At 52.8% G+C, this 18,255-nt stretch carries 15 protein-coding genes; 6 read left to right on the forward strand and 9 right to left on the reverse strand.

Annotated features, from left to right (window positions below):
- Positions 1-36: 36 nt before the first annotated feature.
- From gluQRS to thpR, 4 genes are all read right to left on the reverse strand, one after another.
- On the reverse strand, positions 37-921 hold the full coding sequence (gene gluQRS, locus EHW58_RS04645; RefSeq protein ID WP_152795029.1) for a tRNA glutamyl-Q(34) synthetase GluQRS: 885 nt from the start codon (positions 919-921) through the stop codon (positions 37-39).
- Positions 922-1,108: 187 nt separating this feature from the next.
- Positions 1,109-1,558, reverse strand: a complete 450-nt coding sequence (gene dksA, locus EHW58_RS04650) for an RNA polymerase-binding protein DksA (RefSeq protein ID WP_046074011.1) — start codon at positions 1,556-1,558, stop codon at positions 1,109-1,111.
- A gap of 123 nt (positions 1,559-1,681) precedes the next feature.
- The gene (gene sfsA / locus EHW58_RS04655; RefSeq protein ID WP_077578742.1) at positions 1,682-2,404 is read right to left on the reverse strand and encodes a DNA/RNA nuclease SfsA; all 723 of its coding nucleotides are present in this window, start codon (positions 2,402-2,404) and stop codon (positions 1,682-1,684) included.
- Between the two features lie 19 nt (positions 2,405-2,423).
- Entirely contained in the window at positions 2,424-2,975 is a 552-nt protein-coding gene (thpR, locus tag EHW58_RS04660) for an RNA 2',3'-cyclic phosphodiesterase (RefSeq protein ID WP_152795031.1), read from the reverse strand.
- 65 nt (positions 2,976-3,040) lie between these two features.
- Here thpR and hrpB point away from each other — a divergent pair, with 65 nt between their 5' ends.
- Positions 3,041-5,494 (forward strand): ATP-dependent helicase HrpB, encoded by a 2,454-nt coding sequence (gene hrpB, locus EHW58_RS04665; RefSeq protein ID WP_152795033.1) that lies wholly within the window; start codon positions 3,041-3,043, stop codon positions 5,492-5,494.
- Positions 5,495-5,502: 8 nt separating this feature from the next.
- Positions 5,503-7,842 carry a penicillin-binding protein 1B gene (gene mrcB / locus EHW58_RS04670; protein ID WP_152795035.1) on the forward strand — a complete coding sequence of 780 codons (2,340 nt, stop codon included), beginning with the start codon at positions 5,503-5,505 and terminating at the stop codon, positions 7,840-7,842.
- A gap of 128 nt (positions 7,843-7,970) precedes the next feature.
- Here mrcB and EHW58_RS04675 read toward each other — a convergent pair whose 3' ends face one another.
- The 4 genes from EHW58_RS04675 to EHW58_RS04690 all read right to left on the reverse strand — a co-directional run bounded on the left by EHW58_RS04675 (position 7,971) and on the right by EHW58_RS04690 (position 13,324).
- Positions 7,971-8,741, reverse strand: a complete 771-nt coding sequence (locus tag EHW58_RS04675) for an ABC transporter permease (protein ID WP_046074006.1) — start codon at positions 8,739-8,741, stop codon at positions 7,971-7,973.
- Positions 8,738-9,661, reverse strand: a complete 924-nt coding sequence (locus EHW58_RS04680; protein ID WP_152795037.1) for an ABC transporter ATP-binding protein — start codon at positions 9,659-9,661, stop codon at positions 8,738-8,740. Before EHW58_RS04680 ends, EHW58_RS04675 begins: the two co-directional genes overlap by 4 nt.
- A gap of 14 nt (positions 9,662-9,675) precedes the next feature.
- Positions 9,676-11,328 (reverse strand): SulP family inorganic anion transporter, encoded by a 1,653-nt coding sequence (locus tag EHW58_RS04685; RefSeq protein WP_102505702.1) that lies wholly within the window; start codon positions 11,326-11,328, stop codon positions 9,676-9,678.
- A 340-nt stretch (positions 11,329-11,668) separates the two neighbouring features.
- On the reverse strand, positions 11,669-13,324 hold the full coding sequence (locus EHW58_RS04690) for a SulP family inorganic anion transporter (protein WP_172970004.1): 1,656 nt from the start codon (positions 13,322-13,324) through the stop codon (positions 11,669-11,671).
- A gap of 208 nt (positions 13,325-13,532) precedes the next feature.
- On the opposite strand from EHW58_RS04690, the gene can reads away from it, so the two are divergent.
- The 4 genes from can to secF all read left to right on the forward strand — a co-directional run bounded on the left by can (position 13,533) and on the right by secF (position 17,469).
- Positions 13,533-14,207, forward strand: a complete 675-nt coding sequence (can, locus tag EHW58_RS04695; protein ID WP_152795039.1) for a carbonate dehydratase — start codon at positions 13,533-13,535, stop codon at positions 14,205-14,207.
- A gap of 57 nt (positions 14,208-14,264) precedes the next feature.
- Positions 14,265-14,675 (forward strand): hypothetical protein, encoded by a 411-nt coding sequence (locus EHW58_RS04700; RefSeq protein WP_152795041.1) that lies wholly within the window; start codon positions 14,265-14,267, stop codon positions 14,673-14,675.
- A 107-nt stretch (positions 14,676-14,782) separates the two neighbouring features.
- Positions 14,783-16,561 carry a protein translocase subunit SecD gene (gene secD / locus EHW58_RS04705; RefSeq protein ID WP_227986281.1) on the forward strand — a complete coding sequence of 593 codons (1,779 nt, stop codon included), beginning with the start codon at positions 14,783-14,785 and terminating at the stop codon, positions 16,559-16,561.
- A gap of 11 nt (positions 16,562-16,572) precedes the next feature.
- Entirely contained in the window at positions 16,573-17,469 is an 897-nt protein-coding gene (gene secF / locus EHW58_RS04710) for a protein translocase subunit SecF (RefSeq protein ID WP_152795045.1), read from the forward strand.
- A gap of 110 nt (positions 17,470-17,579) precedes the next feature.
- Here secF and hpt read toward each other — a convergent pair whose 3' ends face one another.
- Positions 17,580-18,110 (reverse strand): hypoxanthine phosphoribosyltransferase, encoded by a 531-nt coding sequence (gene hpt / locus EHW58_RS04715; RefSeq protein ID WP_152795047.1) that lies wholly within the window; start codon positions 18,108-18,110, stop codon positions 17,580-17,582.
- Positions 18,111-18,255: the final 145 nt, after the last annotated feature.

Below are 18,255 nucleotides of genomic sequence, written 5' to 3' on the forward strand. Positions count from 1 at the left end.
GAAACAGCGGCATATAATATATCAGGGTGGGCCATTTTAGAATGCTGTCGTCACTTCCGTTTTTCTCGGTATCTGTGTCAACGACCAACGCTTAACCGCCAGGTCCAATAATTGGGTGGGACTAGCCACCTCTTGCTCAGCCACTGCATGCAAACCAAGAAACGTCATCGCTGCGCGTAAAGCTGGCAGCGGCACTTGATTATCAATGGCAGGAGCCCGGTTTTGCTTAGAAAGCTTGTGTCCCTCTGCATTGACAGCCAGAGGAAGGTGTAAATAACGCGGCACGGGTTGGCCGAGTTGTTGGTACAACGCGATATGGCGCCCTGTCGGCATAATTAAATCCGCCCCACGCACGATATCGGTCACGCCTTGGTCGATATCATCCAATACCACCGCAAGGTTATACGCATACAAGCCATCGCGTCGTTTGATGATAAAGTCTTCATTGGCAAGATGCGCATCAAGACCAAGCGTACCATGCAACCTGTCCTGAAAAGCGAGCACCTCGACGGGACTTTTTAGTCTCACCGCCGCCGCTTGCGCCCCTTTACCTTTATCACGACACCAACCTGGGTAGACGCCGCCCGCCTCTTTAATCTGCCGACGCGTACAGGTGCAATAATACGCCTGTCCCGATGCAAGCCAAGCCTCTATTTGTGCTTGGTAATCAGAAAGGTGCTGGCTTTGGTAACGCACCTCTCCGTCCCACTCAAAACCAAACGCCTCTAGCGTGCGCAAAATGTCACTCGCGGCGCCCGGCTGCTCCCGAGGCGGATCGATATCTTCAATCCGAACCAGCCATTGCCCATGGTGTGCACGCGCATCTAAATACGAGCCAAGTGCCGCCACCAATGAGCCAAAGTGTAGCGGGCCCGACGGGGAAGGGGCAAAACGGCCAATATAAGCGGTCTGCAAAGTCATGATAAGCGCATAGACAGTAGGTGCAACGCCTGCAGCGAGTGTGAATAGCGCAAATTGTACGGGGATCTTGCGCTAACACAAGCACCCTAAAACACAAAAAGGGAGCCGAGGCTCCCTTTTATCTGTCTGATTTTCTCTCCGCTAACCACGGCTAGGCATCGATGTGTGCAAATATAACGCGCCAGCGTTAGCCAGCCATTTGCTTTTCTTTTAGCTCAGCCAGTGTTTTACAATCAATACACAGCTCTGCTGTTGGGCGAGCTTCTAAGCGGCGCACCCCAATTTCGATACCACACGAGTCGCAAAAGCCGAAGTCATCATCTTCGATACGCTGCAATGTCTTATCGATCTTCTTAATCAGCTTGCGCTCGCGATCGCGATTACGCAGCTCTAGGTTGAATTCCTCTTCCTGTGCTGCACGATCGACAGGATCGGGGAAATTGGCCGCCTCATCTTTCATATGATTCATGGTGCGGTCGACTTCTTCCCTGAGCTGATTACGCCACGCATTGAGGATTTTACGGAAATGCTCAAGCTGAGCCTCTCCCATATACTCCTCTCCAGGTTTCTCCTGGTATGGCTCTAATCCGGCAATGGCCAGGATGCCCAGCGATTTCTTTTCTTTGCTTTCTGGCATTCAGCTTCTCCTAAAAAACCTTGACATGACCCGTGTCTGTCAAATGAGGGCGCTATCTATAGCAGAAAGCCTTTAGGGTGGCAATCTTTGATTTACGCCGCGCAACGCCCAATGTGAACATGCTTACACTTTTGCGGTATGACTAACAAAAGGTACGGAATTAACCAGATTTAGCTCACTCGGCGACATCTGAGCCTGATAGCAGATCACTTCTACCCCTGACGCCAACGCCTGATTTAATAACTGGTTATAATCCGGGTCGATATGGGGGGCACCAGTGACTTTTTCAATCCCCGAGTGCAAAACAACGAACAATAAAACCGCACGATGTCCTTGCTCTGCCATCGCCATCAGCTCACGCAAGTGCTTTTGCCCACGCGTCGAGACGGCGTCCGGAAACGCGCCCCAGCCGTCTTCCTCCAATAATGTGACACTCTTTACTTCTATATAGCAGTCCGCTTTGTCATCGTCACGTAATAGTAGGTCTATGCGGCTGTTTTCACTGCCATAGCGTACTTCCGTCTGTAATTGTCGATACCCCACTAGTTCAGGAATACGATTCGCCTGCACCGCCTCAACCGCTAAGGTGTTGGCGCGCGCCGTGTTGACACAAATCCAGTGTCCCTGCTGGGTATGATTAAGCTCCCAACTGTGAGGGTATTTACGCTTGGTATTATCGGAGGTGGAATACCAAACGGTATCGCCTGGCGTCGCACAACCGGTCATCGCCCCCGTATTGGCACAATGCATGGTCAGCGACTCGCCATTAGCCAAGGTCACATCGGTTAAAAAACGTTTATAGCGGCGTACTAAGGTTGCCGACGCCAATGGTGGGGAAAACTGCATCTGCCGTTCCTGCTGATAATTAACAAAGGCTGAATTGATGCAGGCATTGGTATAACGCCCGCCCCTCATTATCTCGAGGTATCGATTCATCCGACGCGGAGGAAGGCGAAGCATATAATCCAAATCGTTGACACGCAAATGTCTGGGCAGGAGGCGTCGGTAAGTCCAGCGCACCGTCATCTTTGACACCACGACGCAAGGTAATATGCGGGGTAAACGCATGACTGTCCGCTTTCGCTGGCCAAACGGGTAAGGTCTGTAAATGATGAGCCAGCGCCAATAAGGCTTGCGGAGGAGACGCTAACGTTGCACAGACAATCCTCGGCTGAGCCCATACTTCAACGGTCGAGGCCGTGATGGAAAAGGCGGGCAGTTGAAGGTCTTGCACCGTGGCTTGTAGACGAGGAATATATGTATTCGGCACATCACCCAAAAACGCCAAGGTGAGGTGTAAGTTTTGATCGGGCACCGCATGCCCGACTCCACTGAGACGATTTTTATACGCCACCAGCTGCGCCCGGGCGGTTTGGTTAATGCCCTCCTCCAAACCTAGCGCGAAAAATAGTCGCATGGGCTCTCCTTTTACGCTCAGTCCGTTAAAATAGTCACTTTGATTCTGACACAAAGGGCAAATTCTTGTCGCAGCTTCCGATTGATGCCGTGATACCTGACCTGATAGACGGGCTCGCGGCCTATCCACAAATCGTCTTATCCGCACCACCAGGAGCGGGTAAGTCGACGCGCTTACCCCTCGCGCTACTTGAGCAAGCACCACTGCCGGGAAAAATCGTGCTACTGGAACCCCGTCGGCTCGCCGCTCGCAACATTGCTCGCTTCCTCGCCCATCACCTGGATGAGCCTATTGGCCAAACCATAGGTTTACGCATGCGTGGTGAGACAAAAGTCAGTGCTAAAACGCGTGTTGAGGTGGTCACTGAGGGAGTGCTGACACGTTTGCTGCAAACCGACCCCATGCTCGATGGCGTGAGTGTGATCATGTTCGACGAGTTTCACGAACGCAGCCTGCATGCCGATCTTGCGCTCGCCTTGAGCCTAGATTGCCAAGCCGGCTTGCGAGATGATCTGCGCCTAGTGGTCATGTCTGCCACCTTAGATAATCACGCCTTGGCGCAACATTTACCCGACGCTCTGACCCTGACAACTGAAGGGCGCAGCTACCCGATTCATTATCACTATCACCCACTGTCACGGCATTCACCATGGGCCAGCGCAGTAGCGAGCGCCAGCCTTGATTTTATCGCTCAACACGCAGGGTCGGCCCTACTCTTTCTCCCCGGCGTGGGCACGATTAAACAGGTTTATGCCGCCCTAGAAGGGCACCTACCTGATGACATGGATTTGCACCGCCTCCACGGCAGCCTTGACGTCTCGGCGCAACACGCCGCGATTGCGTCTCCCTCCCCTGGAAGACGTAAGTTAGTGCTCACAACCAACATTGCTGAAACCAGTTTAACCATCGAAGGGATTCGTTTAGTCATCGATGCTGGGCTTGAGCGCTTGGTGTTGCACCAAGCCCAAACCGGTATCAATAAATTGGTGACGCGGCAAATAACGCGTAGCGCTGCCATCCAGCGTGCGGGGCGAGCAGGTCGTCTCGAGGAAGGGCAATGCCTGCGTTTATACGGTGAAGAGCAATTTCAGCGCTTACCTGCCACTCCCACCGCGCCGATCTTGCGAGAGGACTTGACCGATCTTGCCCTCAATGTCATCCAGTGGGGCTGTGATGTCAAAGATTTACATTGGCTTGACGTGCCGCCCACCAAGCATTGGCAAGCGGCCTGTACCAGACTGACACAATTGGGGCTGATTGATACGCGCCAAGGACTCACAGCGCTGGGGCAACGTGCCATCCAATTGGCCGCTAGCCCGCGCGCTGCCGCCATGTTGGCTCGGGCTGAAAAGGCGGATACCGCCGTGTTATCCACCGCCTGCTGGCTCGCCGCATGGGCCGACAAACCGATGACCTCAGGTGTATCACTGGCGCTGATTGACCAATTACAGGCGGTCATGTCTCACAAAGACTATCAAGACCGCGCGCAATCGCTGGCACGGGTGCTTGGGATAAAGTTACAACGCTCACTCGATGAAGCCATATTGCCATTGATGGCCGCGAACATCTGGCCAGATAGAATCGCATTGAGACGGGGAAAAACGGGGCGCTTTATGATGGCCAATGGTCACGGCGTGACACTCGATAGCCAAGACGCACTCAGTCACAACGAGGCAATCGTGGTTTGTGATGTGATGGCCGGCGAGCAACACGACAGCCGCGCCTACAGTGCTATCGCGCTTTCACTGCGCTCGCTACAACAAATGCGCCCCGACTTATTACGTCAACATGAGGTCGTACAATGGGATGACCAACGCGGCACATTACAAGCAGAAAAACAGCAACGCCTTGGCGAATTAGTGCTTTATCGTGAGCCACTTAATACACTCAGCGCCGAGCAGCAGGCGCAAGGGTTATTAGACGCCGTGCGCCAAAAAGGCATTAATACATTGAACTGGCAAAGCGGCAGCCAATCCTTGCTCACCCGCGCCCGCTGCGCACAAGCCTGGGGACTGGATATCATGCTACCGCCACTTAGCGACGACGACTTATTGGCATCGCTCGATACCTGGCTGGCGCCTTTTGTCCATGGCATGTCACGTTGGCAAGCCCTGCAGCAGTTGGATCTCAAGCCCGTGCTGGAGGCCTGGTTCGGTTTTGCGGTAACACAGCAATTAAACACCGCGTTGCCCACACACATTACTGTCCCAACCGGATCACGTTATCCGCTGCGCTATAACCCGGAAAACGCGCCCGTCTTAGCGGTAAAAATGCAGGAAATGTACGGACAGGCGGATACACCCACCCTGGCTAACGGCAAGGTGGCCGTGCAAGTGGAGTTGCTCTCTCCCGCCGGACGACCACTGCAAATCACGCAAGATCTGGCGGGGTTTTGGCAAGGCAGCTACAAAGAGGTGCAAAAAGAAATGAAAGGGCGCTACCCTAAGCACCTTTGGCCTGATGATCCGGCCAACCATGCGCCAACCCGTAAAACCAAGCGCCATTTTAACCAGAGTTAAGCTATTGTATGGCAGAGAAAAAAATACGCTCACGCCCGAGCAACAAAAAACGTTCATCACCCAAGCGCCAGCCCAAAAAGACGTCTACTAAGCCAAGTTGGGGGAAACGCCTGTTAGGCTTGGGGCTAAAGTGCAGCCTCGTCGGGATTGCGGCCGTCGTTATGTTAGGTATCTATCTGGATGGTAAAATCCAAGACAGGTTCAGCGGCCAGATTTGGCAGCTTCCTGGGGTCGTTTATGGCCGAGTCATCAACCTGTCTCCTGGCAGCGACTTTTCCCTTTTGCAGCTGCGCCAACAGCTAGACGCCCTCAACTATCAGAAAGTGCGTACGCCCAAACGGCCTGGCGAGTATTCGGCGTCAAGCACCCGGCTTGAGATCATTCGTCGCCCATTTGATTTTGAGGATGGGCCCGCGCCGGCGCGTCATGCGATGTTGAGCTTTGCTGACGGCCAAGTGGGTAAAATCACCGAGGTAAACAGCCAACAACCGCTAGGATTACTGCGTATCGAGCCCAAGCTGTTGGGCATGATGGAATCTGGAATTCGCGAGCAGCGTTTATTCTTACCACGAGAGCGCTTTCCCGAATTTTTAGTTGAAGCTTTGATTACCACGGAAGACAGAGACTTCTATCATCACGAAGGCGTCTCTCCTACGGGTATTTTGCGTGCCTTGGTCGCCAATATTCGCGCAGGACGCACCGTGCAAGGTGGCTCGACGCTTACCCAACAGCTGGCTAAAAACCTATTCCTCACCCGTGATCGTACCTTGTGGCGTAAGGTGCAAGAAGCCTACATGGCTTTGATCCTCGATTTTCGCTACAGCAAAGACAAAATCCTAGAGGCCTATCTTAACGAGGTCTACCTTGGCCAAAACCGCGGCGAGCCAGTGCATGGCTTTCCTTTGGGCGCGCGCTTGTATTTTGGTCGCCCTATCAGTGAGCTACGTGTTGATCAACTCGCGCTGCTGGTTGGCATGGTAAAAGGGCCATCTTATTACAATCCCTTCCGCCACCCTGAACGCGCGAAAACGCGACGTGATCTGGTATTACGCTTGATGCTCGAGCAAAATCTACTCACCAGTGCCAATTACGATGCTGCCGCCAGTCGTCCTCTCGATATTCAGACCACCCCGACACTTTCGCGTCCCCAACCCGCCTATTTTGATCAACTTAAAGAGGAGATCCGCCAACATGTAGGCGATAACTACGCGGCAGGAGAAGGGCTACGTATATTTACCACACTGGATCCTGTCTCACAGCAAGCCATTGAAGGCGCGGTGGTGGATAAAGTTAAGGCGCTGAAAAATAGGGCTGGCAACAAACTTGAAGCGGCGGCCGTCATCGCAGACCGACGCAGCGGTGAAATACGCGCTATGGTTGGTGGGGCGCGCCCGGGCTTTGCAGGCTTTAATCGCGCATTAAATGCCAAACGTCCTATCGGCTCGCTCTCAAAACCGGCGGTGTATCTGACCGCGTTGAGCCATCCCGAACGTTTCCAGCTCACCAGTAAGATTGACGATAAACCGATTCGCTTGGAGGGCAGCCAAGGCAGTAGCTGGCAACCACGCAACTATGATCGCCAGTATCGAGGCCGTGTGTCCTTACTCACCGCTCTCGCCAAGTCTTATAACGTCCCGACGGTGAATCTCGGCATGCAGTTGGGGTTAGATGAGGTGATCAATACCTTTGGCAAACTGGGTGCTAATACCGATAATATCCCCCAGGTACCGTCATTGCTCCTCGGCGCGTTTAGCATGAGTCCCTTCGACGTCACCCAAATCTATCAAACGCTCGGCAGTGGTGGGCAACGTGCACCATTAACCGCCTTACGCGCGGTCACCACCAAAGAAGGACAGAGCCTTTATCAAAACTGGCCAAAAGCCGAGCGTGTTGTCTCTCAGCAAGCCGGCTGGCTAACGCTGTATGCGATGAAGCAAGTGGTGCAACAAGGCACCGGCGGTTATTTAAAACGTCATCATGGCAACGTGGCACTGGCCGGCAAAACCGGCACCACAGACGATAACCGAGACAGCTGGTTTGTGGGTATTGATGATAAAGAAGTCACCACGGTGTGGCTTGGCCGCGACGATAACCAATCGACCGGGCTCACCGGGGCCTCAGGCGCATTGCGTGTCTATGATGATTATCTCAGTCGCCGAGGCGCCAGTGCGCTGACGTTATCTTGGCCGGCTCACATCACGACGGTCGCGGTGACGCAAAAAGGCAGTCAATACCAGCTGAGCTGTCGCGGAGATGCCTCGCTGCCAGTTTGGGACATTGATGGGCAGTTTGCCAAGCGCTGTGGTCAGTCAGACCCGGTCGGGTGGCTGAAAGGTTTATTTAATTAACCGTCAGCACACCATCAGGCATCACCGTTCAAGCTCGTAATAAAAAGCCCCGGCCATCATGGCCGGGGCTTTTTTATCCAATATTAATCCGAATCACAGATACGGTGAGCACAGATACGGTGAGGTCGTTAACTACGCAAGCCTGTCCCTTTGGAAATCAAACCCCACGCCAGCGCATACAAGCCGATAATAAACAGCGTCAGTACCCCAAACGATGTCATGATGCCGACATCTGACACGCCAAGAAAGCCGTACCGGAACGCGTTCACCATGTACACAATCGGGTTGAGCTTGGATACCCCTTGCCAAAAATCGGGCAACAGTGAGAGTGAATAAAACACCCCACCTAAGTAGGTTAAGGGCGTCAGCACAAAGGTGGGGATAAGGCTAATGTCGTCAAACGTTTTGGCGAAGATAGCGTTGATAAGCCCACCCAATGCGAACACCGCCGAAGTAAAGACCACGGTGGTAATCACGATCAACGGATGCGCTATCTGCAAGTCGACGAAGAACAAAGAGGTCATGGTCACCAAGGCGCCGACCGCTAACCCCCGACACATCCCGCCACCGATATAACCGGCAATGATCACGTAATTGGGGATCGGCGCCACCAAAAGCTCTTCAATATTATGCTGAAACTTAGCACTAAAAAATGAAGACGCCACGTTCGAGTAGGAGTTGGTGATCACCGACATCATGATAAGCCCCGGCACGATATACTCCATGTAAGAGAAACCTTCCATCTGGCCAATCCGCGAGCCAATCAGATTACCGAAAATGATAAAATAGAGGCTCATGGTAATCGCGGGCGGAACCAACGTTTGCACCCAGATACGGGTAAAGCGCGCCACTTCTTTATGAATCAGCGTTCGAAAGGCGACCCAATACAAAGCATTCATGCACGCTCCTCCCCATTTTGCTGAATTAAGGTGACAAATAGCTCCTCAAGGCGGTTTGCCTTATTGCGCATCGACAGCACCTGCACCCCTTGTTGCGACAACTGATCAAAGACAGGGGTCAACCCGACTGACTTATTCACTTCGACTTCCAAGGTATTGGTATCGGTTTTCTGCCAGTTGACACCGTCTAAGGTGCTCAGTTTATGCCCTGGCTGTAAATCAAGGATAAACGTCTCTGCGTCCAGCTTCGCCAGCAAGGCCTTCATGGAGGTATCTTCCACCAGCTCGCCTCGATTGATGATACCGATGTTGCGACACAAGGTTTCGGCTTCTTCAAGGTAGTGGGTGGTAAGAATAATGGTGATCCCTTGCCGGTTTATCTCGGAGAGAAAGTCCCACATTGAACGACGCAGCTCAATATCGACACCAGCGGTTGGCTCGTCCAAAATCAACAGACGAGGCTCATGCATCAGCGCACGGGCGATCATTAAGCGACGCTTCATGCCTCCCGACAAATTACGGGCAGGCTCGTGGCGCTTATCCCATAAATCGAGCTGCGAGAGGTATTTTTTCGCGCGTAATTTGGCTTGGTCGCGGGGCACACCATAGTAACCCGCTTGGTTCACCACGATCTGCTCCACTTTCTCAAACTGGTTAAAGTTAAACTCTTGTGGCACCAGCCCGATTTGTTTTTTGGCTTCCACTTTTTGTGTATCGAGATCGTAGCCAAAAATGCTCACCTGCCCCTGGGTTTTATTCACCAGTGAGCTCAAAATGCCAATGGTGGTGGATTTGCCCGCCCCATTTGGCCCCAATAGCGCATAAAAATCGCCCTCATCCACAGAGAGCGATACCCCTTTTAGCGCCTTAACACTGGTCCCATAGGTTTTGACCAGGTCTTTGATGTCGATGGCTTTCATAAGCTCCCGTTCTTTTAAGGCATGACCTCGGTCACTCGGTGCGCAGCACGGAGTGCGTCATAACGGCTATCAAAAGTATGATCGTCAGTGAGCCAATTTTTAACATGTAAGCGCTCAAGCTGATCCCGTGTTTTTTGATGGGGGCAGAGCAGAAAAACTTGGCAATTGGCGTCAACCGCATCTTTGATCGCATTTTCCAGCGCGAGGCCGACGGTCATATCAATCATGGGCACGTCACTGAGGTCTAAGATCATGACATCGAATTCCTCGATTTTACTGTGCTGACGTGCAATCGCTTTCGAGACACTGAATATCATTGGGCCTGAGAGATAGAAAAACAACACTTTTCCGTTGGCGCTGTCTAGTAAAGCCCTTTCCATCTCGCTCAGGGGGACGTCATCTTCATCCGCATCACTGATCGCTTTGACCTGCTTTTCTTGCTCACGGCTTAAGTGTTCGATGGCAATAATATTGGCAATAAACACGCCCACACCCACTGCCACGATTAAGTCCACCAGCACGGTTAATATCATCACCCCATACATGATCACGGTTTGATGTAAGCTGACTTTGTGAGCACGTTGGATAAAGGTGCGGTCAAGGATATTGAAGCCCACATAGATGGCGATACCCGCCAGCACCGCCATCGGGATGGGTTCAGTCAAAAAGCCTGCGACCAAGATCACCGCTGCTAGAATAAGGGCGCGTACAATGGCCGCAAAGGGTGAGCGCCCGCCCACTTGCACATTGACGACCGTGCCCATGGTGCCACCCGCGCCCGGCAAAGCGCCAAATAATCCCGCCACCATGTTGGCCAGTCCCTGCCCGCGCAGTTCTTTATCCGAATCATGCTCTTCGCGCGTCAACGAGTCAGCGATGACCGCAGAGAGCAAGGTATCAATGCACCCCAAGGTCCCCAACACTAACGCATCCACCATCATGGTGGTGAGTACCTCACTGTCAATGTGTGGCAGCATCAAGGTGGGCAAGCCAGTGGGAATCACACCAATACGGCGAATCGCCTCAAGATCAAACCACCACATTGACAACACAGTCACCACCACCAAGGCAACGAGTTGCACCGGCATATAACGGCGGTATTTTTGTGGGAAAGAAAAGAGGATCCCCAGCGTCAATAGCCCTAATAGCAGCTCACTTTGTTGGGTATGCGCGATGAGATCGGGCAGCGCTTGCAAGGTCCCGAGTACGCCACCGTCAGGGGTGCCTTGCCCCAGTAAAGGCGGTAACTGCAAAATGATCAAGATAACGCCAATGCCGGACATAAAGCCCGATATCACGCTGTATGGCATTAAAGTGACGTATTTTCCAAGCTTCAAGGTTCCTAAGATCACTTGGAATAAGCCCGCCATCATCACCACCGTAAAGCCCATTGCCATGCCCCCTTCGGGATAACGTGACACCATGGTGGTGAGTACCGCGGTCATGATCACTGTCATCGGGCCGGTCGGCTCTGAGATAAGGGTTGAAGAGCCACCAAACAACGCAGCAAACAGACCTACTAAAATGGCCCCCCACATGCCGGCTTCGGCACCGGCACCTGACGCTACCCCGAAGGCCAGCGAGAGGGGCAAAGAAATAACCGCCGTGGTGACGCCCCCAAACAGGTCCCCTTTCAGGGTCCAGTTCTTGAATCGTTCGAATTTCAAAACAGCTGATCCTTTCAAGTCGTATGAGTGTCACGGCCATGACGGCTTTACTCACTGGCACGGGGGTCCCCCAGTGCGCGCGCCAGTATATAGGAATGTGCACAAGATCAAATCAGGAGGGGAAACGCATGGTCAGTTTTCAACCAAAAAGAATAAAATGATGAGAAATGTGGCAAATATTCACTAAATATCTTGTATTTAAGTGATCGTGATGGGGTGTTTTTTGCTAGGCGGGAAACGCGCGGATCCCTCTAAAAAGTCATGACAGCACACAAACCCGCTCATGACGCCAGTTTGCGAGTTTGTGTGTATCGAGGTGTAATAGACGTTGAACAGTGCGCTATGGCATCACTTCTACCAAGCGGTTGGCCGCCTCTAATGCTGGTTTGCGTGTGGTAAAAATATGCGCGTCTCTGACCCAATCACCGATGTGAAGGCGCTGCAGCTGCTCACGTGTCTCATCGTGCGGGCACAGTAAAAACACCGTGCACTCGGCCTCACGCGCATCTTTAATCGCGTTCTCTAACGCCAAGCCCACCGTCATGTCTAACATGGGCACATCGCTTAAATCCAAGATCATCACACGGAACTCGTTGATGTGGGCATGCTGGCGTGCAATCGCTTTCGAGACACTGAAAATCATCGGCCCGGAAAGATAGAAAAACAACACTTGGCCATTGCTGGCATCAAGCAGCGCACGCTCTTCGTCATCAAGCGGCACTTCATCATCTTCGGCATCACTGATGGCACGCACTTGCTTGGCTTGCTCTCGGCTTAGGCGCTCAATCACCAATAAGTTGGCAATGAATACCCCCAAGCCAACGGCAACAATCAAGTCGACAAATACCGTCAGCGCCATCACGCCATACATGATCCCCGTCTGCTGTAAGCTGATCTTGTGGGCGCGATGAAGAAAGCTCCAATCGAGGATATTAAAACCGACGTACAAGGCGATGCCCGCCAATACTGCCATCGGGATGGGCGCGGTCAGCGCACCGGCGACCAATACCACCGCGGCTAACATCGCCGCCCGCAAAATTCCCGATAAGGGAGAACGCGCGCCTACTTGTACATTCACCACGGTGCCCATAGTCGCCCCCGCGCCAGGGAGCGCACCAAATAACCCGGCAATCATATTGGCGACGCCCTGTCCGCGCAGCTCGCGATCAGAGTTGTGTTCTTGCCGCGTCAGTGAGTCAGCAATCACCGCGGTTAATAAGGTATCAATACAGCCTAAGGTGCCCAGCACGAGGGCATCAATCACCATCGCAGTAAAATGCTCAGCCGTGATATGCGGAAGCACTAGCGAGGGTAAGCCAGTGGGTATTTCCCCAATACGACGAATGCTGTCGGTATCAAACAATAAAATCGACACCAAAGTGATACTGACGAGTGCGACAAGCTGTGCGGGAATAAAACGACGATATTTCGCCGGAAAATAAAACAAGATGCCAAGCGTCAAAACACCGAGAAATACCTCTTTAATGTCGGCTTGACTGAGTAAATCAGGCAATGCTTTGAGTGTGCCAAGCGCCCCGCCTGTCGGGGCCGCTTGCCCCAGCAAGGGTGCCAGCTGGAGCAAAATCAAGATCACCCCAATCCCCGACATAAACCCCGACACCACGCTGTATGGCATTAAGGTGACGTATTTACCCAGCCTTAAGCTACCAATCAGTATTTGGAACGCGCCTGCCATCATCACCACAGTGAACGCCATCGCTACGCCTCCTTCCGGGTAGCGAGACATCATCGCGGTTAGCACCGTGGTCATGATCACTGTCATCGGGCCGGTCGGTTCAGAAATCAGCGTAGACGAACCACCAAATAGCGAGGCAAACAACCCGACTAAAATCGCGCCCCATAGCCCCGCTTCCGCGCCAGCCCCAGAGGCCACACCAAATGCAAGTGCCAATGGTAAAGAGATGATCGCGGTGGTCACCCCACCAAACAAATCCCCTTTTAATGTCAGCTGCGCAAATCGTCCCTTATCAAACACTCACTACCCTCTACTGCATTGATGGTGGAAGAGACAGTATACGAATTTTCTTGGATTAACCTATCCGAGCAGTGGCTTTGAAGGTAAACAGCGTGATCCATTGGACGCGAAAGGTGTAAAAAAATGTGAAAATTGATCTCATTATATTTCAAGCCCCCTCATTGCGGTATAGTGGCAATTGATAACTTTGCCAAAAGACTGAGTGGATATGGCCCAAATCAAAGCGTTGTTCGCCAACAATAAAGCCTGGTCAAAAGACATTCGTGATACCAACCCACAATTTTTTGCCGAGTTGGCGAAAGAACAACATCCAGAATATTTATGGATTGGCTGCGCCGATAGTCGCGTCCCCGCAGAGCGCCTGACTGGCTTAGACTCGGGCGAGCTTTTTGTTCATCGTAATGTCGCCAATCAAGTGATTCATACCGATCTCAATTGTTTATCCGTGGTGCAGTACGCCGTCGATGTCCTTCAAATCAAACACATTATTGTCTGTGGCCACTATGGTTGTGGCGGGGTACATGCAGCGATTGAAAACCCTGAGCTGGGTTTAATTAACAATTGGTTACTGCATATTCGTGATCTCTACCTCAAGCACAAAAGCTATCTTAGCCACCTACCTGCACAAGCACGCGGTAATCGGCTATGTGAGATCAATGTCGCCGAGCAGGTGTACCACCTTGGTAATTCCACTATTTTGCGGGCGGCCTGGGAGCGCGGCCAAGATGTGAAGGTCCATGGCTGGTTTTACGACACCACCGACGGGATCTTGCGGGATCTAGGGATGACCGCCAATAGTCAGGCATCACTGGAAATCAACTATCAATCGGCGATGAGTCATCTGGTGCCCAACCCTGCTGCACCGGTTTCTTACGAGAATTGACACAGCGCTGACACAGTAACGCTTGTGATCGCGGCGTAATCGTCGTACAACACCGCCATGACTCCGATCGCGCACGCTTCATCATCGACAACGCACCGCTCTCCGCTCACCCTGTGGCTGATGGCGGGTCTGATGCTGTTTGCGGTGCTGGTCAATGTGGCGGCGCAAGCGCAGGTTTCACCGTTTCAACAAAGCAGCCAAGTCCATGCCCTTGAGCAAACTCCGGCGCTCGTTTCTACCGCGAGAGCCAGCGTCGCCTTGCCTGCTGCATTGCCTGATGACGACACCCAACCGCCACATTTAGCCGCGATTCTTCCTCCCCCGCACATTCGCCTGGCTTGGCACCTGATTGCCTTTTTGTGCGTACTTGGGGTGTGCCTGCCACGCCAGTATCTTGCCTTTTCGCTCCCTCGCCTCGGTGGCTGGCGAGAACACAACCTACAATATCGCTTTATTCATTCGCGTTAATCGTTCGCTTTCCTAAAGGCCGTCGCGCCTTTTCCCCCTAATCACAATATCGAGCTGGCGCTCGGTATTCGGTTTTGCTGTGCGTGATGCACAGCCAAGGAGAACGAATGAATAAATTATCCCCCGCCAATCGGTATTCTTTATGGCACTACGTCGCATTGGTGCTGATATTAATCGTCCTGACCCTGCAGGCGTTGCCAAGCTTTTTTGGCGACCACCCGGTGGTGAGCGTGTCTCATCACTCGCATCAAGCACTGCAAAACTGGCTAAAAGCCCATCCTGAGACCGTGAGTGAAGTGCGTTATGACTCGCAAGGGACGGTTACCTTAATCACGCCCGATATTAGCCAGCAACAGAACGTACAACAGCAATTAAAAGGCACTCTAGGACCCGACGCGGAAATCACCCTCGATTATTTATCCGCAGCACCCGCGTGGCTATCGCGACTCGGTGCCGAGCCGGTAAAACTAGGGCTCGATCTGCGCGGCGGTGTGCAATTGTTGCTTTGGGTTGATACCGACCAAGCACTCGCCCATCAAGCCGAGACGTTAGTACAAAGCCTCAACCTTTGGTTAGACAGTCAGCACTTACCCGCTAACGCAACGGTCAACACCAAAGATAAGACGACGGTGCGCTTGCCGATGCTCAGTGCCAGCGATCGCAGCAAAGCTGGCGCTTGGTTTACCAAGCATTATCCGCAATGGCGATTCAATCGCACCACGAATGGCTGGCAGATGACCGATACCGAGCAAGACGCGATGAGCCATCAAGCCGTGCGTCAGAATATCGATATTCTTCGCAAACGTATCGACGCCTTAGGCGTGGCTGAGGCGAGTGTGCAACGTCAGGGTACAGACTATATTCGTATCGAACTGCCCGGCGTGCACGATCCTAAGCAAGCTAAAAATGTCATTGGCGCGACAGCCTCACTCGCGTTCTATGCCCTCGATACCACCAGCCCGAAACGCCTGTATGACTCACAGCACAATGTAGTGCCGTTAGCACGTCATGCCATTTTGGGTGGAGAACACATTATTGATGCGCGCACCAGCGTTGATGAAATGCGTCGTCCACAAGTGGATATTCGCTTGGATGGCCCCGGTGGCGAAACCATGCTGGCCTTTACCCGACGTCACTTAGGCGATCCCATGGCCACTGTGTACCGTGAGTATCAAGCTAATGAGCAGGGCGATCTGATTGCCAACGAGCGTGTGATCAACGTCGCGACGATTCAAAGTGCGCTCAGCGATCGATTCCGGATCACGGGCCTGTCGAGCCCAGAAGAAGCCCGTAACCTCTCGATGTTGTTACGCGCTGGCGCACTCACCGCACCGATTAAAATCGTTGAAGAACGCGCGATTGGCCCGACCTTGGGGGCCGATAATATCAAGGCAGGGTTTTCTGCACTGGCCGTCGGCATGATAGGTATGGCTATCTTTATGGTGCTTTGGTATCGCCGCTTTGGCTGGGTCGCGATTGTCTCGCTGGGTGCCAACTTGATGATGCAAGTCGGTCTACTCGCGCTGCTGCCCGGCGCAGTCCTGACCCTACCGGGGATCGCCGGCTTGGTATTAACCGTGGGGATGGCGGTCGATACCAATGTGCTTATCTTTGAGCGTATTCGCGATCGCTTGCGCGCGGGGAACAGCCTTGCCAATGCTATTGATACCGGTTATCGAGCGGCCTTTAGCACGATTTTCGATGCCAATATCACCACCTTAATTTCTGCGCTCTGCTTGTATGCGGTCGGCTCAGGACCATTACAAGGGTTTGCCACCACACTGATTCTGGGACTATGCGCGAGCATGATCACCGGCATTGTCGGCACGCGAGCCATTATCAACCCAATTTGGGGACGCGACCGCCGCCGCACCGTGACCATTTAAGGAGCCTGTTTATGAAACTGACACACGTCCGCTATGCCAGCTTAGCGCTCTCGGGACTGCTTATCCTGATCAGCCTCTGGGCGATCGCTTATTATGGCCTAAACTTGGGGATCGATTTTACCGGCGGTATCGTGATTGATTTCGCCCTCCCTAGCCTAACTGGCAGTGAACCGCTGATCGCCGCCCTGCACAGTCAGTTTGGCGAGTTGGCAGCACTCACGCCAAGTACAACTCAGGGCGAGTGGCAACTCATTTTACCCCACGCGTCCCAATGGCAAGATCCGCAACAGATCATCGCCCAAATCAGCCGTGCGCTCGCCATGCCCGTCACTTTAGTTCAAGCGAACGTCGTCGGCCCTCAAGTGGGGCAGGTGCTGTTTGAACAAGGCGGGTTAGCACTGCTGGTTGCCTCGTTAGCCATCATGCTTTATTTGGCCATTCGCTTTGAATGGCGTCTCGCCCTGGCGGCGGTAGGAGCGCTGGTGCACGATGTGACGCTTACCTTGGGCCTACTCGCAATGCTTGCGGTGCCGATGGATCTCAATGTCATTGCCGGGCTCCTCGCCGTGATCGGTTACTCGCTCAATGACTCGATTGTGATCGGCGATCGGCTGCGCGACGTGCTCAGAGCCAAACCGAACCAATGTGTGTATGTCAGCACCAATATTGCGGTCTGTGAGACGTTCTCGCGCACCTTGATCACCGCTGGCACCACGCTATTTACCATCGGATGTTTGTTGGTATTAGGTGGCGATGCCTTGTATGGCTTTGCGCTGACGCTCTTTGTTGGCGTGCTCACAGGCACTTGGTCATCGGTCGCGGTGGCGTCTTGTCTACAAGAAATGCTGGGGTTATCCCCTGCGCATTATCAGCGCGCGCCGGCTCCCGAGCGAGAAGGCGCTCACTGACTCACCCTTATTGACTCACCATAGGCACAAAAAAACCGAGCGACCGCTCGGTTTTTCATTGCTCGTGAGACGCTCTGCGCGATGATTAGCGTTGCCAATCGCCGTGAAAATTAATCCAATGGAATCACTTTACCGACGTACGGCAGATGGCGGTATTTTTGCGCATAATCAATGCCCACACCAACCACAAATTCATCTGGAATCGTAAAGCCCAACCAATCAACCTTAACGTCAACTTCTCGGCGCTCTGGCTTGTCTAACAATGTACAAATGCGTACTGAATTTGGCTCGCGCAAAGACAGGATTTCACACACCTTGCTCAGCGTATTGCCAGTATCGATGATGTCTTCGACTAAGAGTACGTCTTTGCCTTTAATATCATCATCCAAGTCTTTCAAAATACGCACATCACGCGTACTTTCCATGCTGTTGCCGTAACTTGATGCGGTCATAAAGTCGACCGCATGCGGCATATCAATCGCACGGCATAAATCCGCCATGAAAACGAACGAGCCACGCAGCAGCCCCACTAATACCAACTCAGATGAGTCTTTATAGTGCTCGCTGATCTCAGTGCCCAAGGCTTTCACTCGCGCCTGTACGTCCTGCTCTGAAATCATCACTTCAACGGTGTGTTTCATATCTGCCCCGATGGTTGTCTCTCCACAAAAGGGAGGTCACTAACAAAGGTGGCATAGTCTAGCACTAAATCGATTGCGGATCCCAGCGAGCGCGTTTTCATCGCTTATGCACCCGCACACTAGTTGGGTATCACACTGATTGATA

This window comes from Salinivibrio sp. VYel1 (genome assembly GCF_009377945.1).
Lineage (GTDB): Bacteria > Pseudomonadota > Gammaproteobacteria > Enterobacterales > Vibrionaceae > Salinivibrio > Salinivibrio siamensis.